At 71.7% G+C, this 24259-nt stretch carries 28 protein-coding genes; 14 read left to right on the top strand and 14 right to left on the bottom strand.

Features of this window, described 5'->3' with window-relative positions:
- Positions 1-2 precede the first annotated feature (2 nt).
- From rpsC to rpsJ, 8 genes are read right to left on the bottom strand one after another with little or no spacing between them, the layout of a single operon-like run.
- Positions 3-839 (bottom strand): 30S ribosomal protein S3, encoded by an 837-nt coding sequence (gene rpsC, locus ACAX67_RS06065; protein WP_370702915.1) that lies wholly within the window; start codon positions 837-839, stop codon positions 3-5.
- On the bottom strand, positions 839-1261 hold the full coding sequence (gene rplV, locus ACAX67_RS06060; protein ID WP_370702914.1) for a 50S ribosomal protein L22: 423 nt from the start codon (positions 1259-1261) through the stop codon (positions 839-841). Before rplV ends, rpsC begins: the two co-directional genes overlap by 1 nt.
- Entirely contained in the window at positions 1258-1539 is a 282-nt protein-coding gene (gene rpsS, locus ACAX67_RS06055; protein WP_370702913.1) for a 30S ribosomal protein S19, read from the bottom strand. The genes rplV and rpsS overlap by 4 nt, the downstream gene beginning before the upstream one ends.
- A 5-nt stretch (positions 1540-1544) precedes the next feature.
- Positions 1545-2381 (bottom strand): 50S ribosomal protein L2, encoded by an 837-nt coding sequence (gene rplB / locus ACAX67_RS06050; protein ID WP_370702912.1) that lies wholly within the window; start codon positions 2379-2381, stop codon positions 1545-1547.
- Positions 2381-2683 carry a 50S ribosomal protein L23 gene (gene rplW, locus ACAX67_RS06045; protein WP_370702911.1) on the bottom strand — a complete coding sequence of 101 codons (303 nt, stop codon included), beginning with the start codon at positions 2681-2683 and terminating at the stop codon, positions 2381-2383. Before rplW ends, rplB begins: the two co-directional genes overlap by 1 nt.
- On the bottom strand, positions 2680-3318 hold the full coding sequence (gene rplD, locus ACAX67_RS06040) for a 50S ribosomal protein L4 (RefSeq protein WP_370702910.1): 639 nt from the start codon (positions 3316-3318) through the stop codon (positions 2680-2682). The genes rplW and rplD overlap by 4 nt, the downstream gene beginning before the upstream one ends.
- A gap of 5 nt (positions 3319-3323) precedes the next feature.
- Entirely contained in the window at positions 3324-3974 is a 651-nt protein-coding gene (gene rplC, locus ACAX67_RS06035) for a 50S ribosomal protein L3 (RefSeq protein ID WP_370702909.1), read from the bottom strand.
- Between the two features lie 10 nt (positions 3975-3984).
- On the bottom strand, positions 3985-4293 hold the full coding sequence (gene rpsJ / locus ACAX67_RS06030; protein WP_007078637.1) for a 30S ribosomal protein S10: 309 nt from the start codon (positions 4291-4293) through the stop codon (positions 3985-3987).
- 348 nt (positions 4294-4641) lie between these two features.
- On the opposite strand from rpsJ, the gene ACAX67_RS06025 reads away from it, so the two are divergent.
- Genes ACAX67_RS06025 through ACAX67_RS06005 form a run of 5 tightly spaced genes read left to right on the top strand, consistent with a single transcriptional unit; the run spans position 4642 to position 9861 of the window.
- Positions 4642-5742 (top strand): glycerophosphodiester phosphodiesterase family protein, encoded by a 1101-nt coding sequence (locus ACAX67_RS06025; RefSeq protein ID WP_370702908.1) that lies wholly within the window; start codon positions 4642-4644, stop codon positions 5740-5742.
- A complete protein-coding gene (locus tag ACAX67_RS06020; RefSeq protein WP_370702907.1) occupies positions 5739-6383 on the top strand; it encodes a DUF4129 domain-containing protein in 645 nt (214 codons plus the stop codon). The genes ACAX67_RS06025 and ACAX67_RS06020 overlap by 4 nt, the downstream gene beginning before the upstream one ends.
- A complete protein-coding gene (locus ACAX67_RS06015; protein ID WP_370702906.1) occupies positions 6380-7573 on the top strand; it encodes a DUF4350 domain-containing protein in 1194 nt (397 codons plus the stop codon). Before ACAX67_RS06020 ends, ACAX67_RS06015 begins: the two co-directional genes overlap by 4 nt.
- Positions 7570-8556 carry an AAA family ATPase gene (locus ACAX67_RS06010; protein ID WP_370702905.1) on the top strand — a complete coding sequence of 329 codons (987 nt, stop codon included), beginning with the start codon at positions 7570-7572 and terminating at the stop codon, positions 8554-8556. The genes ACAX67_RS06015 and ACAX67_RS06010 overlap by 4 nt, the downstream gene beginning before the upstream one ends.
- Before the next feature lie 3 nt (positions 8557-8559).
- Positions 8560-9861 (top strand): DUF58 domain-containing protein, encoded by a 1302-nt coding sequence (locus tag ACAX67_RS06005; protein WP_370702904.1) that lies wholly within the window; start codon positions 8560-8562, stop codon positions 9859-9861.
- 66 nt (positions 9862-9927) lie between these two features.
- Here ACAX67_RS06005 and ACAX67_RS06000 read toward each other — a convergent pair whose 3' ends face one another.
- Complete coding sequence (locus ACAX67_RS06000) at positions 9928-10200, bottom strand: hypothetical protein (RefSeq protein WP_370702903.1); 273 nt, start codon at positions 10198-10200, stop codon at positions 9928-9930.
- Between the two features lie 87 nt (positions 10201-10287).
- Positions 10288-11292: a stage II sporulation protein M gene (locus ACAX67_RS05995; protein ID WP_370702902.1), complete on the bottom strand. Its 1005-nt coding sequence runs from the start codon at positions 11290-11292 to the stop codon at positions 10288-10290.
- Between the two features lie 32 nt (positions 11293-11324).
- Here ACAX67_RS05995 and ACAX67_RS05990 point away from each other — a divergent pair, with 32 nt between their 5' ends.
- The 9 genes from ACAX67_RS05990 to ACAX67_RS05950 all read left to right on the top strand — a co-directional run bounded on the left by ACAX67_RS05990 (position 11325) and on the right by ACAX67_RS05950 (position 19665).
- A complete protein-coding gene (locus ACAX67_RS05990) occupies positions 11325-12128 on the top strand; it encodes an RDD family protein (RefSeq protein WP_370702901.1) in 804 nt (267 codons plus the stop codon).
- Positions 12129-12159: 31 nt separating this feature from the next.
- Complete coding sequence (locus ACAX67_RS05985) at positions 12160-13179, top strand: AAA family ATPase (RefSeq protein ID WP_370702900.1); 1020 nt, start codon at positions 12160-12162, stop codon at positions 13177-13179.
- 14 nt (positions 13180-13193) lie between these two features.
- Positions 13194-14084, top strand: a complete 891-nt coding sequence (locus ACAX67_RS05980; protein ID WP_370702899.1) for a DUF58 domain-containing protein — start codon at positions 13194-13196, stop codon at positions 14082-14084.
- Positions 14068-14553, top strand: a complete 486-nt coding sequence (locus ACAX67_RS05975) for a hypothetical protein (protein WP_370702898.1) — start codon at positions 14068-14070, stop codon at positions 14551-14553. The genes ACAX67_RS05980 and ACAX67_RS05975 overlap by 17 nt, the downstream gene beginning before the upstream one ends.
- Entirely contained in the window at positions 14544-15602 is a 1059-nt protein-coding gene (locus ACAX67_RS05970) for a vWA domain-containing protein (RefSeq protein WP_370702897.1), read from the top strand. Before ACAX67_RS05975 ends, ACAX67_RS05970 begins: the two co-directional genes overlap by 10 nt.
- Entirely contained in the window at positions 15599-16531 is a 933-nt protein-coding gene (locus ACAX67_RS05965; RefSeq protein ID WP_370702896.1) for a vWA domain-containing protein, read from the top strand. The genes ACAX67_RS05970 and ACAX67_RS05965 overlap by 4 nt, the downstream gene beginning before the upstream one ends.
- Complete coding sequence (locus ACAX67_RS05960; RefSeq protein WP_370702895.1) at positions 16528-17277, top strand: hypothetical protein; 750 nt, start codon at positions 16528-16530, stop codon at positions 17275-17277. Before ACAX67_RS05965 ends, ACAX67_RS05960 begins: the two co-directional genes overlap by 4 nt.
- A 205-nt stretch (positions 17278-17482) precedes the next feature.
- On the top strand, positions 17483-19342 hold the full coding sequence (locus ACAX67_RS05955) for a hypothetical protein (protein ID WP_370702894.1): 1860 nt from the start codon (positions 17483-17485) through the stop codon (positions 19340-19342).
- 182 nt (positions 19343-19524) lie between these two features.
- Positions 19525-19665 carry a hypothetical protein gene (locus ACAX67_RS05950; protein WP_370702893.1) on the top strand — a complete coding sequence of 47 codons (141 nt, stop codon included), beginning with the start codon at positions 19525-19527 and terminating at the stop codon, positions 19663-19665.
- Between the two features lie 17 nt (positions 19666-19682).
- On the opposite strand, the gene ACAX67_RS05945 is transcribed toward ACAX67_RS05950, so the two are convergent.
- From ACAX67_RS05945 to ACAX67_RS05930, 4 genes are read right to left on the bottom strand one after another with little or no spacing between them, the layout of a single operon-like run.
- Positions 19683-20438, bottom strand: coding sequence for an SRPBCC family protein (locus tag ACAX67_RS05945; RefSeq protein WP_370702892.1), 756 nt, complete (start codon positions 20436-20438; stop codon positions 19683-19685).
- Entirely contained in the window at positions 20438-21292 is an 855-nt protein-coding gene (locus tag ACAX67_RS05940) for an FAD binding domain-containing protein (RefSeq protein WP_370702891.1), read from the bottom strand. The genes ACAX67_RS05945 and ACAX67_RS05940 overlap by 1 nt, the downstream gene beginning before the upstream one ends.
- On the bottom strand, positions 21289-23760 hold the full coding sequence (locus ACAX67_RS05935; RefSeq protein ID WP_370702890.1) for a xanthine dehydrogenase family protein molybdopterin-binding subunit: 2472 nt from the start codon (positions 23758-23760) through the stop codon (positions 21289-21291). The genes ACAX67_RS05940 and ACAX67_RS05935 overlap by 4 nt, the downstream gene beginning before the upstream one ends.
- Entirely contained in the window at positions 23757-24242 is a 486-nt protein-coding gene (locus tag ACAX67_RS05930; protein WP_370702889.1) for a (2Fe-2S)-binding protein, read from the bottom strand. Before ACAX67_RS05930 ends, ACAX67_RS05935 begins: the two co-directional genes overlap by 4 nt.
- Between the last annotated feature and the right edge of the window lie 17 nt (positions 24243-24259).

Here is a 24259-nt window from a genome sequence, read left to right as displayed (position 1 = left end):
GCTCAGGCCCCCGTCTCGGTGGTCGGCGTTGCGGTGGTGCTCGGCTCGGCAGCCGGTGCCTCCGCCGAGGCGGGAGCGCCGGACTCGCGGTCCGAACGGGTCGGACGGTCCCCGCGCGACCCACGGGTCGGACGGTCACCGCCACGGCTGGGACGACCGCCGCGGCCGGGGACACCGGCGCGGGCAGCGGCCTGGGCCTGACGCTCGGCACGGGTGCCGGCGACCTCGCCCTTGTAGATCCACACCTTCACGCCGATGCGGCCGAAGGTGGTGCGGGCCTCGTAGAAGCCGTAGTCGATGTCGGCGCGCAGCGTGTGCAGCGGGACGCGACCCTCGCGGTAGAACTCGGTGCGCGACATCTCGGCGCCGTTGAGGCGACCCGAGCACTGGATCCGGATGCCCTTGGCACCCGAGCGCATCGAGGTCTGCATGGCCTTGCGCATCGCGCGGCGGAACTGGACGCGGCCCGACAGCTGCTCGGCCACGCCCTGCGCGACGAGCTGGGCGTCGATCTCGGGGTTCTTCACCTCGAGGATGTTGAGCTGCACCTGCTTGCCGGTGAGCTTCTCGAGCTCGCCACGGATGCGGTCGGCCTCCGCGCCGCGGCGGCCGATGACGATGCCCGGCCGGGCGGTGTGGATGTCGACGCGGACCCGGTCACGGGTGCGCTCGATCTCGACCTTGGCGATGCCGGCCCGCTCCATGCCCTTGGAGAGCAGCTTGCGGATCGCGACGTCCTCGCCGACGTAGGACTTGTAGAGCTTGTCGGCGTACCAACGCGACTTGTGGTCGGTGGAGATGCCGAGGCGGAAGCCGTTCGGGTTGATCTTCTGGCCCATTACTTCTTGGCCCCCTTCTTCGCGACGACCTCGGCCGGCTGGACCGCGATGGTGATGTGGCTGGTGCGCTTGTTGATCCGGGTGGCCCGGCCCTGCGCACGCGGGCGCCAGCGCTTCATCGTCGGGCCCTCGTCGACGTGGCAGACCGAGACGACCAGGTCACCGGTGGGCAGGCCCTCGGTGGTCCCGGCGTTGGCCACGGCGCTGTCGAGCACCTTGGCGACGGTCTTGGCGGCCGCCTGCGGGGTGAACGCGAGGATCGACTGCGCCTCGGTCACGGGCAGGCCGCGGACGAGGTCGACGACCCGGCGGGCCTTCATCGGGGTGATCCGGACGTAGCGGGCGCTCGCGTAGGCCCCGGGCTGGTCACCCAGGAGCGACTCGCGGCGGGCGCTGGTGCGCCGGCGGTCGGTGGTGCTCATCGACGACGTCCCTTCCGGTCTTCCTTGACGTGACCGCGGTAGGTGCGGGTGGGGGCGAACTCGCCCAGCTTGTGGCCGACCATCGAGTCGGACACGAACACCGGCACGTGCTTGCGACCGTCGTGGACCGCGATGGTGTGACCGATCATCGAGGGGATGATCATCGACCGGCGCGACCAGGTCTTGATGACGTTGTGGGTGCCCTTCTCGTTCTCCACGTCCACCTTCTTGAGGAGGTGGCCGTCGACGAAGGGGCCCTTCTTCAGGCTGCGAGGCATGTCAGTTACTTCCTACCCTTGCCGGACTTGCGACGACGGATGATCTGGGCGTCGGAGGCCTTGCGCTTGCGCGTGCGACCCTCGGGCTTGCCCCAGGGCGAGACCGGGTGGCGACCACCGGACGTCTTGCCCTCACCACCGCCGTGCGGGTGGTCGACCGGGTTCATGACGACACCGCGGACGGTCGGGCGCTTGCCCTTCCACCGCATGCGGCCGGCCTTGCCCCAGTTGATGTTGGACTGCTCGGCGTTGCCGACCTCGCCGACCGTCGCGCGGCAGCGCACGTCGACGTAGCGCATCTCGCCGGAGGGCAGCCGCAGCGTGGCGCGCGAGCCCTCACGGGCGACGAGCTGGGCGCTGTTGCCGGCCGAGCGGGCCAGCTTGGCACCGCCGCCGGGACGCAGCTCCACGCAGTGGATCGTCGTGCCGACGGGGATGTTGCGCAGCGGCAGGTTGTTGCCGGGCTTGATGTCGGACCCGACACCGGACTCGATGCGCTGGCCCTGGACGACGTCCTTGGGCGCGATGATGTAGCGCTTCTCGCCGTCGGCGTAGTGCAGCAGCGCGATGCGCGCGGTGCGGTTGGGGTCGTACTCGATGTGCGCGACCTTGGCCGGCACGCCGTCCTTGTCGTAGCGACGGAAGTCGATGATCCGGTAGGCGCGCTTGTGACCGCCACCCTGGTGCCGGGTGGTGATCCGGCCCTGGTTGTTGCGGCCGCCCTTCTTGGGCAGCGGACGCGTCAGCGACTTCTCGGGCGTGGTCCGGGTGATCTCGACGAAGTCGGCCACCGAGGAGCCACGACGGCCCGGGGTGGTCGGCTTGTACTTGCGGATCGCCATCAGCTAACTCCTCCGAAGATGTCGATGCGGTGACCCTCCGCGAGGCTCACGATCGCGCGCTTGGTGTCCTTGCGCTTGCCGAGGCCGGTGCGGGTCCGCCGGGTCTTGCCCGAGCGGTTGAGGGTGTTCACCGAGGTGACCTTGACGTTGAAGATCTTCTCGACCGCGATCTTGATCTCGGTCTTGTTCGCGTCCGGGTGCACCAGGAAGGTGTACTTGTTGGCGTCGAGGAGGCTGTAGCTCTTCTCCGACACCACGGGCGCGAGCAGGATGTCGCGGTGGTCCTTGTGCAGGGTGCTCACTTCTCGGCGCCTTCCGTGGAAGCGGTCTTCTTGCCGTAGGCCGTGCCGGAGACGAACGCGTCGTACGCGCCCTTGCTGAAGACCACGTCGTCGCTCGCGAGCACGTCGTAGGTGTTCAGCTGGTCGACGGCGACCAGGTGCACCTCGGGGGCGTTGCGCAGCGACAGCCAGGTGACGGTGTCGGTGCGCTCGAGCACCACGAGGTAGTTGTTGCGGTCGGTCAGGCCGCTCAGCGCGGCGAGGGCGGCCTTGGTCGACGGCTTGTCGCCGGACACCAGGCCCTCCACCACGTGGATGCGGTCGTTGCGGGCCCGGTCGGTGAGGGCGCCCTTGAGAGCGGCGGCCTTCATCTTCTTGGGGGTCCGCTGGCTGTAGTCGCGCGGCTGCGGGCCGTGGACGGTGCCACCGCCGGCGAACTGCGGCGCACGGGTCGAGCCCTGACGGGCGCGGCCGGTGCCCTTCTGCTTGTAGGGCTTCTTGCCACCACCGCGGACCTCGCCGCGGGTCTTGGTGGAGTGCGTGCCCTGGCGAGCGGCAGCCTGCTGAGCGACGACGACCTGGTGGATCAGCGGGATGCTGACCTCGACGTCGAAGATCTCGTTGGGGAGCTCAACCTTGACGGTCTTGAGTGCCATGTCGATCAGCCCTTCTTCGCAGAGGTCCGGAGGACGACGACGCCACCCTTGGGGCCGGGAACGGCGCCCTTGAGGAGGATCAGGCCCTTCTCGACGTCGACGGCGTGGACGGTGACGTTCTGGGTGGTGACGGTGTCACTACCCATCCGGCCGGCCATCCGCATGCCCTTGAACACGCGGCCGGGGGTGGCGCAGGCGCCGATCGAGCCCGGCTTGCGGTGGTTGCGGTGGGCACCGTGCGAGGCGCTCACGCCGGCGAAGCCGTGACGCTTCATGACACCGGCGAAGCCCTTGCCCTTGCTGGTGCCGGTCACGTCGATGGCCTGGCCGGCCTCGAACGTGTCGACGTCCAGCTCCTGGCCCACCGTGTAGGTCGAGGCGTCCGCGGTGCGGATCTCGACCAGGTGGCGACGCGGCGTGGTGCCGGCCTTGGCGAAGTGACCCGCCTGCGGCTGGTTGACCTTGCGACCCTCGATCTCGCCGAAGCCGATCTGGATGGCGTTGTAGCCGTCCGGCTCGGGCTGGCGGACCTGGGTGATCACGTTGGTCGTGGCCGCGATGACGGTCACGGGGACGACGCGGTTGTTCTCGTCCCACAGCTGCGTCATGCCGAGCTTGGTGCCCAGCAGACCCTTCACGTTGCGCTCAACAGTCATTTCAACAACCTCAGAGCTTGATCTCGATGTCGACGCCGGCCGGCAGGTCGAGCCGCATCAGGCTGTCGACGGTCTTCGGGGTGGGGTCGATGATGTCGATGAGACGCTTGTGCGTGCGCATCTCGAAGTGCTCGCGGGAGTCCTTGTACTTGTGCGGCGAGCGGATGACACAGAAGACGTTCTTCTCGGTCGGCAGCGGCACCGGGCCGGCGACCTTCGCACCCGTGCGGGTGACGGTGTCCACGATCTTCCGCGCCGAGGTGTCGATCACCTCGTGGTCATAGGCCTTGAGCCTGATGCGGATCTTTTGTCCCGCCATAGGTCTCTCTCGTCCTTTACTCGTCTGAACTCGCCGGTAGGTCTTGGTCTCTGGCTCCGACCCCCGAGGTCGGGCGTGTCGCAGCCCCGTGATCAAACACTGGTCGCGGCACGCACGTCTCCCCGGAGGAAGTCGAGCCACTGTTGTCCCGTTCGGTCCTCACGAGGCGTGACACACGACAACGCCGAGCAGGCTCACCGCAGGCGGAGACCGTCTGCGCAGGAGGACCGATTCAGGAGTCAAGATGTGCCGCGCCCCGACGCAACCGCCGGAGCAACCTGGATATCTTGGCAGAGATCCCGGCTCCCAACAAAATCACAGCGACCCGGGATGCGAGGATGGCTCGCGATGACGGGTTCACCGCACCACTTCCCCCCGCCCGGGGCGCCCCTGCCGGAGGAGCCGGCGGGCGGCCCGCCTCCCGGGGCGCCGTACGCCCCTCCTCCCCCTGCCCCGCCGTTCCGCGGCGGCCCTCCGGCGCCGCCGGGCATGCTCGGGGCCGCGCACAAGCCGGGGGCGTTCGCCCTCCGCCCCCTGCGGCTCGGCGACATGTACGACGGCGCGTTCCGCATCATCCGCTTCAACCCCAAGGCGACCGTGGGCGCCGCGGCGCTGGTCACGGCGGTGGCCATGATCCTGCCGATCGCGGTCAACGCCGTCCTCGCCTTCACCGTCGGCAGCGGCTTCGACACCGACGGGGAGATCAGCGACGAGCCGAGCACGACCGAGGCGCTCGGCCTGATCGGCGGGTTCGGCTCCCTGCTCCTCGGCAGCTACGTCGCCCAGCTCGGGCTCATCCTGGTCACGGGCATGGTCGTGCACGTCACCCGCGCCGCCGCGGTCGGTCGTCGACTCACGCTCGCCGAGGCGTGGGCCGCCACGCACGGCAAGCGCTGGCGCCTGGTCGGGCAGACGTTCGTGGTGGCCATGACCAGCCTGTTCGTCATCGCGGTCGCCGTCCTCCTGGTCGTCCTCGTCGCGGTGGCCACCGGCGACGTCCTCGTCACCGTCCTCATCAGCCTGCTGGTCGTCGCCGCGACGGTCCCGGTCTGCATGTGGCTGTGGATCAAGCTCGTGCTGCTCGCGACCCCGGCGCTGATGCTCGAGCCGATCGGCGTGTTCGCCGCGTTCGGCCGGAGCTGGCGGTTGACGGGAGGGCAGTTCTGGCGCGTCCTCGGCATCGCCCTCCTCACCGTGCTCATCACGGGCACGGCGGGCCAGATCGTCGGGTTCCCGTTCGGCATCGTCGCCGGCGTCGGCGGCGCGCTCGCGCCGCAGTACTACTTCCTCATCTACTCCATCGCGACCGGGGTCGGCGCCGTGCTGTCCAACGCCTTCGTCGCCCCGTTCACCGCGGCGGTGACCTCCCTGCAGTACATCGACCAGCGCATGCGCAAGGAGGCGTACGACGTCGAGCTGATGCGCGAGGCCGGGCTGATCGCGCGGTGACCCCTGTCCTCCCGGCGGTCGTCACCCGCCTCGCCGACCCTCCGCTCGACCCGAGCGGTGACGAGGCCCGGGCGCTGCTGCGCGGCGAGCTGGCCCGGCCGGAGTACAACGCGACCAACCCGGTCGAGCGCGTCCTGCACTGGATCGGCCGCCTGTTCGACGACACCACCGGTGCGGCGCACGACTTCCCGCCGGTCGCGACGTTCGCCGCGATCGTGGTCGTGCTGCTGCTCGCGACGGCCATCGGTCTCCTCGCGTCGCGCGCGCGACGGACGGCACGGGCCCGCGCCGGGCAGGCCCCGGCGCTGACGGAGGAGCTGATCAACGCCTCCGAGCTCCGCGCGCGTGCCGAGGCGGCCCTCGCCACGGGCCGCTACGACGAGGCCCTGGTCGACGCCTACCGGGCCGTCGCCGTACGCCAGGTGGAGCGGGGACGGATCGAGGACCTGCCCCAGGCGACCGCTCACGAGCTGGCGGGGGCGCTGGGCCGGGAGTTCCCGGCGCAGCGCCACCTGGTCGACCGCAGTGCCGACCTCTTCGACGCGGTGCTCTACGGCGACCGTCCCGCCACGCGCGAGCAGGTGGTCGACGTGCTGGCCCTCGACGACGAGCTGGCGGGCCGCAGGGAGCGGGTCCGATGAGCGTGCCCACGGCGCCTCCCGCCCCACCCGCCACGGCAGCCCCGGCGGCTCCCCCGCCCGCGGGTCCGTCCCCCGGCCGGCTGAGGGGCGCGCTGCGCCGCAACCGGCTGTGGCTCGCGGTCGCCGCCGCGCTCCTCGTCGCGCTGGGGCTCTCGGTGTGGGCGACCAGCGGCGACCCGAAGTACTCGACCCCGCTCGACCCGCAGAACCCGGACCCCGACGGCGCCCAGGCCATCGCCCAGGTGCTCGGCGACCAAGGGGTCGAGGTCGACATCGTCCGCTCCGCCGACGCGCTGCACGACGCGCGGGTGGACGCGACGACCACCGTGCTGGTGACCCGCACGGACCAGCTGGCCCCCAGCACGCTCGAACGGCTGCTCAGCGACACCGAGGACGCCGACGTCGTGCTGGTCGCCCCCTCGCCCCCGTTGCTGGACGCGCTCGAGGACGGCGTGCAGTCGGCCTTCGCCGACGACAGCACGACCGGCGGGTGCCCGGACGCCCGGTTCGACGACCTGCGGCTGGCCGTGGACCGCGCGGAGAGCTACGACACCGACACCGGCTGCTTCCCGAGCGGCGGCGGCTTCGTGCTGGCCACCGGCACCGACGGGTTGTCGTACTTCGGCGCCGGTGAGGCGCTCAGCAACGACCAGGTGCTCCGCGACGACAACGCAGCGATCGCGCTGCGCCTGCTCGGCGCCCACGACCGGCTTGTCTGGTACATCCCGAGCTACGACGACGCCACCGACGGCGAGACCGTCAGCCTCTGGTCGTTCGCGCCCCGCTGGCTGGTCCCCTCGCTCTGGCTCGTGCTCGTCACCACCGTCGCGCTGATCTGGTGGCGGGGGCGACGGCTGGGACGCCTCTCCGTCGAGCCGCTGCCGGTGGTCGTGCGGGCGGTCGAGACCACGCGCAGCCGGGGCCGCATGTACCGCCAGGCCGACGACCGCGCCTACGCGAGCGCCTCGCTGCGTGCTGCCGGCCGCCGTCGTCTCGCCGCGCAGCTGCGGCTGGGGCGCGGCGCCACCGAGGCCGAGGTGATCGGCGCCGTCGCGCGCCACCTCGGCCGCCGCGAGGAGGAGGTCGCCCCCCTCCTCGCCCACCATGCTCCTGCACCGACCAGCGACCAGGACCTGGTCGCGCTCGCGCAGGCCCTGACGGAGCTCGACAGAGAGGTACGCCGCCGATGACCGCCACCACCGCCACGACCGAGGACGACGCGCTGAGGGAGCGGCTGCTCGCCGTGCGCCGCGAGGTGGGGAAGGCCGTCGTCGGCCAGGACTCGGCCGTCTCCGGCCTGATGGTCGCCCTGCTGTGCGGCGGCCACGTGCTCATGGAGGGGGTGCCCGGCACGGCCAAGACGCTGCTCGTGCGCACGCTCGCTGCCGCGCTGGCGGTCGACACGAAGCGGGTGCAGTTCACGCCCGACCTGATGCCGGGCGACATCACCGGCTCGCTGGTGATCGACCAGGCAGCGGGCAGCGGCGGGCAGCTGACCTTCCGCGAGGGCCCCGTCTTCACCAACCTGCTGCTCGCCGACGAGATCAACCGCACGCCACCCAAGACCCAGTCGGCACTGCTCGAGGCGATGGAGGAGGGCCAGGTCTCCGCCGACGGTGTCACCCGGCCACTCCCCCGGCCGTTCCTGGTCGCGGCGACGCAGAACCCGGTCGAGTACGAGGGCACCTACCCGCTCCCCGAGGCCCAGCTCGACCGCTTCCTGGTCAAGGTCGTGCTGCCGGTGCCGCCACGAGCCGACGAGATCGCGATCCTGACCCGGCATGCCGAGGGCTTCGACCCGCGTGACGTCGCCGCCGCGGGCGTGACCGCGGTGGCCTCGGGCGCGGACATCGAGGCCGCGCAGGCCGCGGTCAAGCGGGTCCAGGTCGCGCCCGAGGTGGCGACCTACATCGTCGACGTGGCCCGTGCCACGCGGGAGTCGCCGTCACTCTCGCTCGGCGTCAGTCCCCGGGGTGCGACCGCGTTGCTGCGCGCCGCCCGGGCCTGGGCCTGGCTCTCCGGCCGCGACTTCGTCACCCCCGACGACGTCAAGGCGCTCGCCCACGCCGCCCTGGTCCACCGGCTCGGGCTGCGCCCCGAGGCCGAGCTCGAGGGCGTCGACGTCGCGAAGGTGCTCTCGGCCGCGCTCGGCTCGGTGCCGGTCCCGCGCTAGCCCATGGCCATCTCCGGGCGGGTGCCGCTCCTCCTCCTGCTGGGCGTCGTCGCCGTCGTGCTGCGACCCTCCGGCGGGACGGTGCTGCTCTGGATCCTGGCGGTGACCCTGCTCGGCGTCGCCGACCTCCTGCTGGCACCGACCACGGCCGCCGTACGGATCACGCGGACGCCGCCCGGCACGGTGCGGCTCGGTGACCCGGCCGAGTCGAGGCTGGCCGTCGCCAACGCCGGGAGCCGCAGGTTGCGCCTGCAGGTGCGCGACGCCTGGCAGCCGACGGCCGGCGCGACCGACGACCGGCACCGCCTGACCCTGGCCGGCGGGCAACGGCAGCTTCTCCGCACCCCCCTGCGCCCCTGGCGCCGCGGCGACCTGCGCGCCTTCGGCGTGACCGTCCGCTCGTGGGGCCCGCTGCACCTCGCCGCCAAGCAGCGCACCTACGACGTCCCCGGCAGCGTCCGCTCCCTGCCGCCCTTCGAGTCGCGCAAGCACCTGCCCTCGCGCCTCGCGCAGCTGCGCGAGCTCGACGGCCGCGCCGCCGTACGGGTGCGAGGGCAGGGCACCGAGTTCGACTCGCTGCGGGAGTACGTCCGTGGCGACGACGTGCGCTCCATCGACTGGCGCGCCTCGGCGCGGACGCCCCACGTCGTCGTCCGCACGTGGCAGCCCGAGCGCGACCGCCGCGTCGTGCTGGTCCTCGACACCGGTCGTACGGCGGCGGGTCGGGTCGGCGGCCCCGACGGTGTGCCACGGCTCGACGCCGCGATGGACGCAGCGCTGCTGCTCGCGGCGCTCGCCTCCCGCGCGGGCGACCGGGTCGACTTCGTCGCCGGCGACCGGAAGGTGCGGGCCCGGCTGCGCGCCGCCGGTGCCCGCGACATCGCGGCCCGGCTGCAGGAGGCGATGGCCGACCTCGAGCCCGTCATCGCCGAGGCCGACTGGGACACCCTCGCGAGCGCGGTCCAGGGCTTCGGCAAGCAGCGCTCCCTCGTGGTGCTCCTGACGCCGGTGGAGCCGGCCGCGATCCAGCACGGGCTGCTGCCGGTGCTGCCGGCCCTCACCCAGCACCACCGCGTCGTCATCGCCTCCGTGCGCGACCCCGAGCTGAGCCGGCTCGCCGACGAGCGGGCGACCGTCGACGCGGTCTACGACGCCGCCGCGGCGGAGCAGGAGATCCACCGCCGGGACTGGACGACGGACGTGCTCGGGCGGCTCGGTGTGCAGGTCGTCGACGCCGATGCCGAGCGGCTGCCGCCGGCGCTGGCCGACCACTACCTCATGCTCAAGGCGCAGGGGCTGCTGTAGGCGGGCACGTCACCGGGTCTCGTGACGGTCGCTAGCGCGACCTCCTCGACCAGCGGAGCGGGCACGTCACCGGGTCTCGTGACGGCCGCCAGCGCGACCTCCTCGACCAGCGGTGGCGGTGGCGGGCACGTCACCGGGTCTCGTGACGGTCGCTAGCGCGACCTCCTCGACCAGCGGTGGCGTGGCGGTCGCTAGCGCGACCTCCTCGACCAGCGGAGCGGGTACGTCACCGGGTCTCGTGACGGTCGCCAGCGCGACCTCCTCGACCAGCGGAGCGGGCACGTCACCGGGTCTCGTGACGGTCGCTAGCGCGACCTCCTCGACCAGCGGAGCGGGCACGTCACCGGGTCTCGTGACGGTCGCTAGCGCGACCTCCTCGACCAACGGTGGCGTGGCGGTCGCTAGCGCGACCTCCTCGACCAGCAGCTACGCCTGGGTCGCGACGCGGTCCTCGAGCAGGTCGGGGTTGATGTCGCCGGTGTGACCGGCGAGCGCGGCGCGGCGGCCGACGACGAAGACGTAGGCGAGGAAGGCCGTCTCCGCGATCGCGCCGATGGCGATGCGGGCCCACGTGGGCAGGGGCGAGGGGGTCACGAACCCCTCGATCATGCCGCTCACGAAGAGCACGGCCACCAGGCCGAGCGCGCACGTGATCGCGGTGCGGCCGGCCTGGGCGAACGACGCGCCGCGCGCCAGGCTGCCGGGCGCGATCCACGACCAGAACAGCCGCAACCCCACTCCCGCCCCGACGAAGACGGCGGTGAGCTCGAGCATCCCGTGCGGGAGGATCAACCCCCAGAACAGGTCGGCCCGGTCGTGCCGCGTCATGATCGAGCCGATCACGGCCAGGTTGACCATCGTCGGGTAGAGCGCCCAGATGACGCCGACGCCGGTGATGCCGAGCGCGATGCACTGCGCCGTCACCCAGGCGTTGTTGATCCACACGTGGCTGGCGAAGTCCTGCGCCGGGCTGGCGCTGTAGTAGCCGGCGAAGTCGCTGTTGACGAGCGCGTCGACCTGCTTGGCCGAGAGCAGCGTCTGCTCGACCTGCGGGTGGTCGAGGAACCACAGCATCAGCACGCCGAGGAGCACGACGTTGACGGCCATGCAGGCCAGCCACCAACGGCGCGTGCGGTAGAGCGCGGCGGGGAACTGCTGGGTGAAGAAGCGCGCGAACGCGCCCCAGCTGAGGATCCGCGCCCCGAGCATGGCGATGCGCGCCTTGGCCAGCAGCGAGGACAGGTAGGAGATGACCTCGGCGTCGGGCGCCGACGTGCGGATCACCGACAGGTGCGTGGCCACCTGCTGGTAGCGGTCGACCAGCTCGTCGCTCTGCGGTCCGGTGCGGCGTCGGGTGCGCACCAGCTCCTCGAGCCGGGCCCACTCCCGCGCGTGCGCGACCACGTAGGCGTCGAGGTCGATGCGCGGCACCGGCCCAGCGTACGGCGCGTACGATCGCCGCGATGGCGGAGTTCGCGACGATCACCACCGACGACCTCGTCACCGGCGAGGGCGTGGCCCTCGACCTGCCCGCGGCCAGCCTCGGCCTGCGACTCGCCTCGGGTCTCATCGACATGGTCGTCACCGTGGTGCTGCTGTTCGTCACGCTCGTCGTGCTCTCGATCGCGACGCTCTTCCGCTCCGCCGACCTCGTCGAGGCGGCGGTGGTCGCCACCATCGTGCTGACCTTCGCCGTCTACCCCACGGTGCTCGAGACCCTCACCCGCGGCCGCTCGATCGGCAAGCTCGCGATGGGGCTGCGCACCGTCCGTGACGACGCCGGGCCGATCACGTTCCACCACGCCCTCGTGCGGGCGCTCATCGGCTTCGTCGAGATCTACCTGACCAGCGGCATGCTGGCGTTCTTCTCGATGCTGGTGAACCACCAGGGCAAGCGGATCGGCGACCTCGCCGCCGGCACCTACGTGATTCGCGACCGGGTCGGCCTCCGGCTCCCCCAGCCCCCGCCGATGCCACCGCAGCTCGCCTCGTGGGCACGCTCGGCCGACATCGCCACGCTTCCGACCGGGCTCGCGCTCGCCGTACGCCAGTACATCGCGCGGCTGCCGACCCTCGACGCCCACCACCGGCAGCGGCTCGGCACCGACCTGCTCCAGGAGGTACGGCGCTACGTCGCCCCTCCGCCGCCCGCGGACGCACCCGCCGAGCTCGTCCTGGGTGCGGTGATCGCGGAGCGCCGCGAGCGCGACCTGGCGCGGCTGCGCCGCGACGACGACTTCCGCAGCCGGCTCGCCGCTCGGGAGTGAGGCAGCCGCCTGCCGGGTAGGTTGTCCGACGATGAGCACCACGGGGACCGAACGACAGAGCGCGCCGCTGACCGCCGACGACGTGGCGCGCGCGACCGACGCGATCGACCGGATCTCCGCCGCCTTCTCGAGCCGGGTGGTCGGCCAGGAGCGGGTGCGCACGGCGCTGCTCGTGACGCTGCTCTCGGAGGGCCACATCCTGCTCGAGTCCGTGCCCGGCCTCGCGAAGACGCTGGCAGCCTCGACCCTCGCGCAGGCGGTCAGCGCCGGGTTCTCGCGGATCCAGTGCACCCCCGACCTGCTGCCGAGCGACATCATCGGCACCCAGGTCTACGACCCGCGCAACCACGAGTTCGAGACCCAGCTCGGCCCGGTCCACGCCCACTTCGTGCTGCTCGACGAGATCAACCGGGCCAGCGCCAAGACCCAGTCCGCCCTGCTCGAGGCGATGCAGGAGCGACAGACCTCGATCGCGGGCACGATCCACCCGCTGCCCCAGCCGTTCATGGTGCTCGCCACCCAGAACCCCATCGAGGAGGAGGGCACCTACGTCCTCCCGCACGCGCAGATGGACCGCTTCCTCCTCAAGGAGGTCGTCGACTACCCCGGCGAGCCCGACGAGCTGATGGTGCTCGACCGCATCGGCGACGGCACCCTCGGTCAGCACGGCGACCGGATCGACCCGGTCGCGACGATCGGCGACGTCGTCGAGCTGCAGGAGATGGTCCGGCGGGTCTACGTCGACCCGGCGATCCGCCGCTACGTCGTCGCGGTCGTGCGCGCCACCCGCCACGTGGGCCAGCACCTCGGCCCCGAGCTCGGCGCCTACGTCGAGATCGGCGCCAGCCCGCGCGGGTCGATCGCGTTCTTCCAGGCCGCGCGGGCGATGGCGATCGTGCAGGGTCGCCACTACGTGATCCCCGAGGACGTGCGCGAGCTGCGCCACGCGGTGCTGCGGCACCGGATCCACCTCAGCTTCGAGGCGCTCGCCGACCGGGTGCGGCCCGAGAGCATCATCGACGCGGTCTTCCGCGCCGTGCCGACGCCGTAGGCGCGGGTGGTCCGATGGCCGCGCACCTGACCCGGGTCAAGACCCGCCTCTCGATCCACGCCCACCGCAAGGTGCGCGGGATGCTGCAGGGCGAGTACGCCGCGATCCAGGTCGGGCGCGGCATCGACTTCAACGACCTGCGGGAGTACGTCCGCGGCGACGACGTCAAGGACATCGACTGGAAGGCGTCGGCCCGCAGCCGCACTCTGCTCGTACGGCGCTACGTCGCCGAGCGCAAGCACACAATCATCCTGGCCGTCTCGACCGGGCGCAGCATGGCGGCGCTCAACGACGCCCGGCACGACAAGCGGGAGCTCGCCGTGTTCGTCGCGGGCGTGATGGGCTACCTCGCGGTCCGCAACGGCGATCTCGTCGCCCTGGTGCACGGCGACGCCCGGCGCCAGCACGCACGGCCGCCCGACAACGGCGAGCTCTACCTCGAGCGGCTCCTCGGTCACGTCCACGACGCGATCACACCCGACGCCGCTCCGAGCGACCTCCGCGCCGTCCTCGACTACACCGCCAAGGCGATCCGCCGGCGCGGCATCCTGGTCGTGGTCTCCGACGAGACCCGGATCTCCGAGGAGCTCGCGGAGTCGCTGCGCCGGCTGACCGCGCAGCACGAGGTGCTGTTCCTGACCATCGGCGACCTCGACCCCACCATGGTGACGGGCGCGCCCCGCCGGCTCGTCGACATCGACGCCCGGACCGAGGTCCCGGAGTGGCTGCGCGGCGACCCGCAGCTGCGTGAGGAGTACGCCGCCCTCGTCGCCGGCGAGGAGCACCACGTGCGCCGGCGGCTCGACCAGCTGGGCGTGGTGCACGAGCAGGTCCGCGACACCGACTCCGCGATCGCCGCGGTCTTCCGAATGCTCGAGAGGCACCGCCATGCGCGCCGCAGGTGACCTCCAGCCGGAGTTCCACGGCCCGGTCGCCTACGGCGACCGGTGGATCTGGCTCGCCCTCCTGGCCCTCGTGCTGGTGGCGCTCTACTACGTCGCCGTCGTGTGGTTCACGCGCGAGCGCGCACCGGCCACGACCGTCTGGGCGCCCCGTCCCGAACGCACGGCCCAGCAGGAGCACCTCGACCGCATCGACCGCATCGAGGGCGACGTGCGGGCCGGCCGCACGACCGCACGCGCCGGCCACCAGCAGCTGAGCGAGACCGTCCGGTCGTACGCCGGCCTGGTGACCCACCTGCCCGCGACGACCATGGCCCTCGCGGACTTCCGGCGCCAGGCGCCGGGCGTGCTCGCCGAGACGATCGAGCTGATGTACCCGCCCGAGTTCGCCCCGGACGACATCGGCGAGGCCCAAGAACGCTTCGCCGACGCCGTCGACCGCGCGCGGAGGCTGGTGTCGACGTGGGGCTGACCTGGACGGTGACCGAGAGCGGGCTGCGCTGGCCGTGGCTCGTGGCGCTGCTCGTGCTGCTCCTCGTGGCGCTGCTCGCCGCCTGGCTGCGGATCTGGTCGCGACGTACGCCGGCCGGGGCGTCGTACGTCGCCCATGCCGCGCGGCTGCGCGCCCTCCCGCGCTACCGGACGCTCGTCCAACGACGCCAGCTCTTCGGGGTGGTGGGGTCCTTCGCGGCCCTCGTCGCGTGCGCCGGTGGGATCCTCCTCGGAGGACGCGTGCAGCAGACCGACGTGGTGCAGCGCGACGCCTCGTCGCGCGACATCATGCTGTGCCTCGACGCGTCCGGCTCGACGGCGCCGTGGAACGTCGAGGTCATCGAGGAGCTGCGCGACATCGTCCGCGGTCTTCAGGGCGAGCGGATCGGGCTCACGGTCTGGAACAACTCGGCGATCACCAAGTTCCCCCTGACCGACGACTACGGCTTCGTGCTCGACCGCCTCGACGAGGCCGAGCAGGCGTTCAACGGTTGGAGCGACCTCCTGCCGAGCCAGGAGTTCGACGACTACACGGCCGGCACGTGGACGGAGAACCGGCAGTACCAGTCGTCGCTGGTGGCCGACGGCCTGGTCTCGTGCGTCCAGCGCTTCGACAAGCTGAAGACCGATCGCGGCCGCGCGGTCATCTTCGCGACCGACGGCGAGCAGCGCGGGAAAGGCGTCTTCGACCTGTCCGAGGCTGCCGACTACGCCGCCGAGCGCCATGTCGCGGTCCACGTGATCGCCAACCCGGGCGAGCCCGATCGCGAGGGCGACATCGACGGCCTGCAGGCGCTCGCCGAGCGCACGGGCGGCTCCTTCGGCGAGCTGGGCAACGGCGGCTCCGCCGCCGACGTCGTCGACCGGATCGACGCCCTCAAGGCGGCCGAGGTGCACAAGCCGCCCCTCGTGCAGACCGTCGACGAGCCGCACACCGGACAGGTGATCGCGAGCATCGGCGTGCTCCTCCTGGTGCTGGTGTGGGCCGGGCAGGGTCTGGTCGCACTGGCCGACCGGAGGGCCCGATGAGCGCGATCCCGCCGGCTGCTCTCGTCGTCGCCCGCCGCGTCGCGATCGTCGTGGTCCTCATGGTCGTGCTGTGGCAGCCCGGCTTCGGCACGCGTGCCTCGTCGACCCGGTCGAGCGACGTCGACGTGCTCGTCGTGGTCGACCGCACCCGCTCGATGGCGGCCCTGGACTACCAGGGCCGTCCACGGATCGACGGTGTCGAGCGCGACCTGACCGACCTGGCCGCGGCGCTGCCGGGATCACGCTTCGCGCTGCTGACCTTCGGCGGTGACGCCACGCTCGAGCTGCCCTACACCAGCGACACCGCGACCTTCACCACGGCGGTCGACACCCTGCGGCTCGAGGGACCCTTCGACGGCACCGGCTCCCGCGTCGACCGGCCGCTCGGCCTGATGAAGTCCGTGCTCGAGCGGGCCGAGGCCCAGCACCCCGACCGACGGCAGGTCGTCGTCCTCGTCAGCGACGGCGAGAACACCGACGACGGCGAGCAGCAGTCCTTCGCCGAGCTCGACGACCTCGTCGGTGGCGGCGTGGTCCTCGGGTACGGCACCTCCGACGGAGCCAAGATGCCCGCGGCCCAGGACCTGTCGGACGAGGAGGGCTACGTCTACGACCAGGCCACCGGGGAGGACGCGATCTCCCGCATCGACGAGGACAACCTCCAGACCATCGCCGACCAGCTCGGTGTCGACTACGTGCACCGCACCGAGCCGGGCGGCATGACCGCGATCGCCGACGGGTTCGAGGCGTCGTACGCGCAGGACGGCAGTGGCGACGCCCCCGCGAAGCACGACCTGACCTGGCTCTTCGGCCTCCTGCTGCTGGCCCTCGTGCTCGTCGAGCTGCGCTCGTGGTGGCGGGCGCTCTGGACCTCCCACCACGCGCTGCAGGCGGCGCCCGAGCCGGCGGAGGAGCTGGTGTCCCGGTGACCCGCAGTCGGACGCGCCTGGTCCTGGTGCTGGCCGGCCTCGTGCCGCTGGTGCTGGCGCTGCTCTTCGCCCTCAAGGTGCTGGTGATGCTGTCCCACGACCGGGACGGCCGGTCCGGCTTCACCGACGGCAACTACCTCGCGGCCGCGGGCGAGTTCTCCTCCAACGGCTCGCTCAACTGGTTCGAGCCCTGGGTGAGCTCGTTCGACGAGGGCGCCGCCCGTCATGCCGGCGGCGACCTCGACGGCGCGCTCGACCTCTACGGCAAGGCGCTCGAGGACGTGCCGCACGAGGACGAGTGCACGGTGCGGATCAACGCCGCGCTCGCCCACGAGACGCTCGGCGACAACGCGCTCGACGACGGCGCGGCCGACGGGGCCGACGAGGCACAGGCGCAGTGGCAGGCCGGCATCGACGTGCTCGCCGAGGGCCGCTGCCCGACCGACTCGGGACGCGGACAGGACCAGACCGACGACGCCGCGGCGGTCGACAAGCGGCTGCGCGACAAGCTGCAGCAGCAGCAGTCGCAGGACCAGAAGCCCGACAAGGACAAGAAGAAGGACCAGGGCAAGCAGCAGCCGCAGGACGACAAGGACGGCGGACAGTCCCCCGAGGAGCGTCGGCAGCAGCGCGAGGAACAGCGCAAGGAACGTCGCCTCGAGAAGCGCAACGACGGCGCGATCGAGGAGCAGCAGCAGTACGACGACTCCCACCTCGACCGGGACTACTCCGAGTACCACTGGTGACGTCGGCGGGCACGGACCGGTCTAGGCCGCTCGACAAATAGTTGGGCCCCCCACGTAACTCAGGGGTAGTCAAATCTTTGACTGGTCACTGGAACACGTTCCAGTGATGTGCACCACACGTCCGACCACCTCATGGGGAGAACAATTGTCCATCACCGTGCGGCGCTTCTCGCGCCCGTCCCTTTCTCGGGTCGCTTTCACAGCGGTGGGCACTCTCGTCATCTCCACGCTCGGCGCCCTCGGGGCCTCGGGTACCGCATCCGGTGAGACCACGGTCTCGCCGACCGAACCCGGCTCGCCCCCCGTCGTACGCGACGGCACCGTCGACATCAAGGTCGACGTCGCCGCGATGGGCTACTTCCGCTCCACCGCCACCTCGGCGATCAACCCGGTCTCCGCGGCGTCCTACCTCGCGAACACGACCACCTGCAAGGGCGACAACCCCGCGGGCACCAACAACTCCGCCCGCACGATCGTCACGGTCACCGACCCGGACGGCAACACGGTGCTCACGCAGACCAGCCCGGCGCGCAACATCGCGCTCGGCGGCTTCTTCACCAGCCCGACCAACCAGCCGCTCAACCCGCAGCCGGCGCCGGGCAACGCCAACTACCTCGGCGACTTCCCGGGCAGCACCTACCACGGCATGAAGGTGTCGCTGGACCTCGACGGCCGCCCGGCCGGCGTCTACACGGTCACCACGACGAACCGCAACATGGTCAAGACGGGCAACAACGGCCCGTGCGTGGTGGGGCACCCCGGCGCCACCAACACCACCCTCGTGACCGGCGACGTCGTCGAGACCGACACGTTCGTCTACCGGCCGTGGCAGTACAAGTTCACCGACGTGCTCGGCAACGGCGTGATCCAGGCCAACGCCTCGCCCGCCGAGGTCTCGGCACGGATCGGCAACGACGCGACCGGCGTGCTGAGCGGCAAGGCGAAGTTCTACGCCCTCGACGGCTCGTTCGCACTGCCCTCGGACCCCGAGACGTGCGCGACCGACCCGGACACCTGCCTGCCCTCGGCCGCCAAGCCGTGCAACCCCGACCTCGGGTGCACGCCGCGGCTGATGATCACCCAGTACCCCACGGTGATCACCGGCGGGAAGGTCAACCGCCTGCAGGGCATCTTCGACCTGCAGACCAAGGCATTCATCGCCAACGTCGCGATCGACGGCCACCAGCGGGTGCTGATGTCGCTCGGACCGAACGACGCGTACTACCACGACGCGCTCGCCACGTTGAGCACGAAGCTGGCCGCGAAGAACATCGACCTGCCGGCGCTGCTGGCGACCCAGGTCGTGCTCGCGGGCAACAAGAACACCACGACCCTGAGCCTGCTCAACGGTCTGCAGATCGACCCGACCGGCACCGAGGGCGGCGTGCACCTGCGCTCCACCGGCACCGTCCAGGCCGGTGTGCTGCTCGACATCTACGCCAACCTGCGGCTGACCGGCGGCGCGTGCGTCGCCAGCTCGGCCTCGTCGGCCAACGGTGACCGGCGCTACACCCCGACCGAGGACTCCGGCTACAACGTGCGGACCTCGGACCTGCTGCCGTCGGTGCCTGCCGCCGGTCCGCTGGGAGCGATCGTCGGTGGTCCGGTGTTCAGCATCGAGGGTGACTTCGTCAGCGCCAACGCGCCGCTCCTCAACACCGCCAGCGCGGTGATCGGGGTGGACACGGCCGACAACGAGCCGCACGGCTACCCGGTGTGGGTCGAGCCGTTCGTCAGCTCGCCCACCCACGTGGCCAACCCGAAGCGGATGGACTTCCTCGGCACGGCGACGTGGTCGGCGAGCGAGTCCCCGATCGGCACGACGGGCTGCTCGACGGTCGACTTCATGCTCGGCACGGGTGTCGCGATCTTCGACAACCCGGTCCGGGTCGGCTTCGACGAGCTGGTCGACGCAGCCACCCAGCCCAACCCCACGGTGCGTTCGGTGATCACCGCGGTCGACTCGGCGACCAACGGTGCGATCAACGACGTCACCACCAACCCGGTCGTCGCCGACCTGCTCGCGCAGGTCGTCGGCGCCCTCCCGCTGTCGACGCTGCCCTGACCGGCAGCACGCACTGACAGCACCGTGCACAAGTCGCAGGGCCCCCGCCATCGGCGGGGGCCCTGTGTCGTCGGCGTGAGGGGTCGTGTGCCTCAGACCGGCCCAGAGCAGGTGCTCAGGCACACGACTGCGCTTGCGCTGCGGGGCTGCGGCGACGCGCTTGCGCGGCGTACGCTCGCGGCATGGACGAGCGACGCGCGGACTTCTCCGAGCTCCCGCCGAGCACGCGGCTCGACGACACGATCGCGACGGTGGACACCGACCCGGTGCCCGACCCCCACGCAGACCGCAACGTCTCCCTCGACGACGCCCTGCGCGACTGACCCGCTCGGGGGCGAGGTCAGCGACGCAGCCGGCGGAGCACCCAACGCAGGGCGAGCAGTCCGAGCACGCCGGCGACGAGCTGCTTGCGGTAGGACTTGAGCAGCACCGGCAGCACGGTCGCGCCCAGGTCGAGGGCGTCATCGGCGGCGGGTGGCGACGGGCGGAGCGGTGGCGCGGGCGCGGGAGCAGGCGCGGACGCCGGACCGGCGTCGGGATCGGCCCCGGGCTCCTGCGCCACCGCCGCCGCGCCTGTCGGCACGGACGCCGGCCCGGCGTCCTGGTCGACGTCCTGGTCCGCGGCGTCGGCCGGCGACCCATCGGCGGTCAGCCGCTGCTCGAGGCACGCGACGAACTGGCCGAGCAGCTTGTCCGAGACGTCCTGCATCACGCCCCGACCGAACTGGGCGGGCTTGCCCGTGATGGCCAGGTCGGTCACCACCTGCACGTCGGTGGCCTCCCCGGCGGCGGCCATGGTCAGGGTGACGGTCGCGCCCGCCGTACCGTTGCCGCGCTTGTCGCGGCCCTTGGCCTCGACGACGAAGCGGTGGTCGGCCTCGTCACGCTCGACGAAGTGCCCCGAGCCCGCGTAGACGAGGGCGATCGGGCCGAGCTTCACCTTGCAGGTGCCTGTGAAGCTCTCGACGCCCTCGACCGTCTCGACCGAGGTGACCTGGGCGCCCGGGAAGCACTGCGCGACGGAGGCGATGTCCTGGAAGTGTGCCCAGGTCTCCTCGACGCCGGTCGGCACGGTGAAGCGGTGCGTCAGGTCCATCAGCGCCCTGCCGCAGCCAGCACCGCGCGCGCCGTCAGCACGGTCGCCAGGTGGCGCCGGTAGTCGGCGTCGCCGTTGAGGTCCGACGGCGGCTGGGTGCCGTCGGCGGCCTGCGCCGCAGCCTCGCGTACGGCGTCCGCGCTCGCCGGCTTCCCGACCAGGGCCTGTTCCACGCCCTCTGCCCGCAACGGCGTGGAACCCATGTTCGTGAGCCCGATCCGCGCCTCGGCGATGGTGTCGCCGTCGAGGCGGACGGTCGCCGCGACCGCGACGATCGGCCATTGGTGGGCGACGCGCACGAACTTCTCGTAGTGCGCGCCCCAGCCGGTCCGCTTCGGGACGTGCACCTCGGTGAGGATCTCGTCCTCGCCGATCGCGGTCTCGAAGAGGTCGACGAAGAAGTCGTCGGCGGCGACCGTGCGCGACCCGCCGGGGCCGGCGAGGACGAACGACGCGCCGAGGGCCCGTGCCGGCGCCCCCAGATCGCCGGCCGGGTCGGCGTGCGCGAGCGCCCCGCCGAACGTGCCGCGGTGTCGCACCTGCGCGTCGGCGAGGTGGGTGACCGCCTTGCTGATGAGCAGGGCGTGCTCGTGCACGAGCGGGTCGGTCCCGACCTCGGTGTGGGTGGTCATCGCACCGATGACGAGGTGGTCGCCCTCGTCCCGGATGCCCCGCAGCGCGTCGATCCGGCCCAGGTCGATCACCCACTCGGGGGCGTTGAGCCGCATGCGGAGCACCGGCAGGAGGCTCTGGCCGCCTGCCAGGATCTTGGCCTCGTCGCCGTGCTCGGCCAGCGCCTGGAGCGCCTCCTCGACCGAGGTGGGGGCGACGTACTCGAAGGCTGCGGGGATCACTGGACGTCTCCTTCTGCGCGGTCCACGGTGCCGGACATGCCGGTCGATGCGTCGAAGTGCGGGGCCGCCGCCTCGGTCGTCGCCCCTCCGGACGACCCGCTGTTGACGGCCCGCCACACCCGTTCGGGGGTGCACGGCATCTGGATGTCGCGGACGCCGAGGTGGCGCACGGCGTCGACGACGGCGTTGACCACGGCCGGCGTCGAGGCGATGGTGCCGGCCTCCCCCACGCCCTTGGTCCCGAGCGTGTTGGTCGTGCTCGGGGAGGTGGTGTGGTCGATGTCGAAGCTGATCGTGTCGGCCGCCGTGGGCAGCAGGTAGTCGACGAACGAGCCGGAGACGAGGGTCCCGTTGTCGTCGTAGGTCGCCTCCTCCCACAGTGCCTGGGAGATGCCCTGGACGAGACCGCCGTGCACCTGGCCGGCCACGATCAGCGGGTTGATGATGTTGCCGATGTCGTCGACGGCGACGTACTTGCGCATCTTCACGCCGCCGGTCTCGGTGTCGACCTCGATCGCGCACAGGTGGGTGCCGTGCGGGAAGGAGAAGTTGACCGGGTCGTAGGTCGCCGACGCGTCGAGGTTGGGCTCCACGCCGTCCGGCAGGTCGTGGGCCGCCCAGGCGGCGGTCGCGACCTCCTGGATCGTGACGCCCTTGTCGGTGCCGCGCACCTGCAGCCGGCCACCGGTGAACTCCAGGTCGTCGGGCGACGCCTCGAGCAGGTGGGCGGCGATGGGCTTGGCGCGCTCGACCACCTTGTCGGCGGCCAGCACCAGCGCCTCACCGCCGACCACCAGCGACCGGGAGCCGTAGGTGTCGAGCCCGCGCACCGAGACCTGGGTGTCGCCGTGCAGCACCTCGACGTCCTCGAACGGTACGCCGAGCCGGTCGGCCACGATCTGCGACCAGGCCGTCTCGTGCCCCTGCCCGTGCGGCGAGGTGCCCGTGATGACCTCGACCTTGCCGGTCGGGAGCATCCGGATCTCGGCGTGCTCCCAGCCACCGGCGCCGTAGTTGAGGCTGCCGAGCACGCGTGACGGCGCCAGGCCGCACATCTCGGTGAACGTCGAGACGCCGATGCCGAGCTGGACGGGGTCACCGCTGTCGCGTCGCCGCTGCTGCTCGGCCCGCAGCTCGTCGTAGCCGAAGAGCTCCTTCGCCCGCGCGGTCGCGGCCTCGTAGTTGCCCGAGTCGTAGGTCATGCCCGCGACCGTGGTGAAGGGGAACTCCTCGTGCTTGATCCAGTTCATCTCCCGGACCTCGAGCGGGTCCTTGCCGACCTCGGCGGCGAGCTCGTCCATCAACCGCTCGATGGCGTACGTCGCCTCCGGCCGCCCCGCGCCACGGTAGGCGTCGACCCAGGCCTTGTTGGTGAGGACGTTGGTGGTCGTGAACCGGTAGGCGTCCCACTTGTAGATCGCGTTGAACATCCAGGCGCCGAGCACCGGCACGCCGCCGCCGACGATGCCGACGTAGGAGCCGAGGTCGGCGAGCAGGTCGACCTTCAGGCCGGTGACGCGGCCGTCCTTGCCGGCCGCCAGGGTCAGCCGCTGCCACTGGTCGCGGCCGTGGTGGGCCGCCATCAACGACTCCGAGCGGGTCTCGGTGTACTTGGTCGGCTTGCCGGTCCGCTTCGCCGCGAGGAAGGTCAGCCACTCCTCCGGCGTCGTCTGCAGCTTGCCTCCGAAGCCGCCGCCCACGTCGGGGGCGACGTAGCGGATCTTCGACTCCGGTGTCCCGGTCGTGGCCGCCAGCAGGAAGCGCGCGATGTGGGGGATCTGGGTGGCCGACCAGACGACGTACTGCTCGCCGGTGGGGTCGACCACGGTGGACCGCGGCTCCATGAAGGCCGGGATGAGGCGCTGCTGGCGGTACTCCCGCTCGATCACGATGCCGTCGGCACGGGCCGCCTCGATCGCCTCGTCGACGTTGCCGCCGGTGCCGCCCTCCTCGGAGTCCAGCGTCCACACGGCGGAGACGTTGGTGCCGAGGTCGGGATGCGCGAGCACCTTGTCCTCGGCGGCCTCCTTGAGGTCGACGACGACCGGGAGCTCCTCGTAGTCGACCTCGACCAGCTCGGCCGCGTCCCGCGCCTCGGCGGCGGTGCGCGCGACCACGACGGCGACGATCTCGCCCGCGAAGCTCACCCGCTCGGCCGGCATCGGCGCGTGGTCCGGCGTCTTCTGCTCGTCGCTGAGCGGCCAGGCGTTGGCGATCACGCCCTGCACGTCGGCGACCTCGCGGCCCGTGAAGACGTCGACCACGTTGGGCGCCGCCTTGGCGGCCGTGGTGTCGATGCTCGTGATCCTCGCGTGGGCGAAGGGACTGCGCACCATCGCCAGGTGGAGCATCCCGGGCAGCTGGATGTTGTCGGTCCAGCGGGTGCGGCCGGTGATGAGTCGCTGGTCCTCCTTGCGGCGGCGGTCGCGCCCGACCTCCCGGGCCGGCGCGTCCTGCGTGGTGCTCATGCGCTCGCCCCCTCGGCCCGGTCCGAGCCGGCGGCGGCGTGCTGCACCGCGCGGACGATGTTGTGGTAGCCGGTGCACCGGCAGAGGTTGCCCTCCAGACCGAGCCGGATCGCCTCCTCCGACGGGTCGGGATCGTCGTTGAGCAGGTCGATGGTCTGCATGATCATGCCGGGCGTGCAGTAGCCGCACTGGAGCCCGTGGCACTCGCGGAAGGCCTCCTGCACCGGATGCAGGGCGCCGTCGGTGGCGATGCCCTCGATCGTGGTGACCGCGGCCCCGTCGGCCTGGACCGCGAGCACGTTGCAGGACTTCACGCTGGTCCCGTCGAGGTGGACGGTGCAGGCGCCGCAGTTGCTCGTGTCGCAACCGACGACGGTGCCGGTCTTCCCGAGGCGCTCGCGCAGGTAGTGCACGAGCAGCATGCGGGGTTCGACGTCGTCGGCCACCTGCTGACCGTCGACGGTGAGGTTGATCCGGGTCATGACGCTCCCTTGGGTCG

Source organism: Nocardioides candidus (assembly GCF_041321175.1).
Classification (GTDB): domain Bacteria; phylum Actinomycetota; class Actinomycetes; order Propionibacteriales; family Nocardioidaceae; genus Nocardioides.
Note: the sequence above shows the minus strand (reverse complement) of the source record. Positions and strands in the feature narration are given on the sequence as shown.

What these genes read in the sequence shown, in the direction of transcription:
- ACAX67_RS05950 (WP_370702893.1), top strand. Translation starts at nt 19,525, where the DNA reads ATGGACGAGCGACGCGCGGACTTCTCCGAGCTCCCGCCGAGCACGCGG.
- ACAX67_RS05980 (WP_370702899.1), top strand. Translation starts at nt 13,194, where the DNA reads ATGGCCGCGCACCTGACCCGGGTCAAGACCCGCCTCTCGATCCACGCC.
- ACAX67_RS05930 (WP_370702889.1), bottom strand. Translation starts at nt 24,242, where the DNA reads ATGACCCGGATCAACCTCACCGTCGACGGTCAGCAGGTGGCCGACGAC.
- ACAX67_RS06010 (WP_370702905.1), top strand. Translation starts at nt 7,570, where the DNA reads ATGACCGCCACCACCGCCACGACCGAGGACGACGCGCTGAGGGAGCGG.
- rpsJ (WP_007078637.1), bottom strand. Translation starts at nt 4,293, where the DNA reads ATGGCGGGACAAAAGATCCGCATCAGGCTCAAGGCCTATGACCACGAG.
- ACAX67_RS05990 (WP_370702901.1), top strand. Translation starts at nt 11,325, where the DNA reads ATGGCGGAGTTCGCGACGATCACCACCGACGACCTCGTCACCGGCGAG.
- rplV (WP_370702914.1), bottom strand. Translation starts at nt 1,261, where the DNA reads ATGAGCACCACCGACCGCCGGCGCACCAGCGCCCGCCGCGAGTCGCTC.
- rplD (WP_370702910.1), bottom strand. Translation starts at nt 3,318, where the DNA reads ATGGCACTCAAGACCGTCAAGGTTGAGCTCCCCAACGAGATCTTCGAC.
- ACAX67_RS05945 (WP_370702892.1), bottom strand. Translation starts at nt 20,438, where the DNA reads ATGGACCTGACGCACCGCTTCACCGTGCCGACCGGCGTCGAGGAGACC.
- ACAX67_RS05985 (WP_370702900.1), top strand. Translation starts at nt 12,160, where the DNA reads ATGAGCACCACGGGGACCGAACGACAGAGCGCGCCGCTGACCGCCGAC.
- ACAX67_RS06005 (WP_370702904.1), top strand. Translation starts at nt 8,560, where the DNA reads ATGGCCATCTCCGGGCGGGTGCCGCTCCTCCTCCTGCTGGGCGTCGTC.
- ACAX67_RS06025 (WP_370702908.1), top strand. Translation starts at nt 4,642, where the DNA reads ATGACGGGTTCACCGCACCACTTCCCCCCGCCCGGGGCGCCCCTGCCG.
- ACAX67_RS06015 (WP_370702906.1), top strand. Translation starts at nt 6,380, where the DNA reads ATGAGCGTGCCCACGGCGCCTCCCGCCCCACCCGCCACGGCAGCCCCG.
- rpsS (WP_370702913.1), bottom strand. Translation starts at nt 1,539, where the DNA reads ATGCCTCGCAGCCTGAAGAAGGGCCCCTTCGTCGACGGCCACCTCCTC.
- rpsC (WP_370702915.1), bottom strand. Translation starts at nt 839, where the DNA reads ATGGGCCAGAAGATCAACCCGAACGGCTTCCGCCTCGGCATCTCCACC.
- ACAX67_RS05935 (WP_370702890.1), bottom strand. Translation starts at nt 23,760, where the DNA reads ATGAGCACCACGCAGGACGCGCCGGCCCGGGAGGTCGGGCGCGACCGC.
- rplC (WP_370702909.1), bottom strand. Translation starts at nt 3,974, where the DNA reads ATGACTGTTGAGCGCAACGTGAAGGGTCTGCTGGGCACCAAGCTCGGC.
- rplB (WP_370702912.1), bottom strand. Translation starts at nt 2,381, where the DNA reads ATGGCGATCCGCAAGTACAAGCCGACCACCCCGGGCCGTCGTGGCTCC.
- ACAX67_RS05965 (WP_370702896.1), top strand. Translation starts at nt 15,599, where the DNA reads ATGAGCGCGATCCCGCCGGCTGCTCTCGTCGTCGCCCGCCGCGTCGCG.
- ACAX67_RS05975 (WP_370702898.1), top strand. Translation starts at nt 14,068, where the DNA reads ATGCGCGCCGCAGGTGACCTCCAGCCGGAGTTCCACGGCCCGGTCGCC.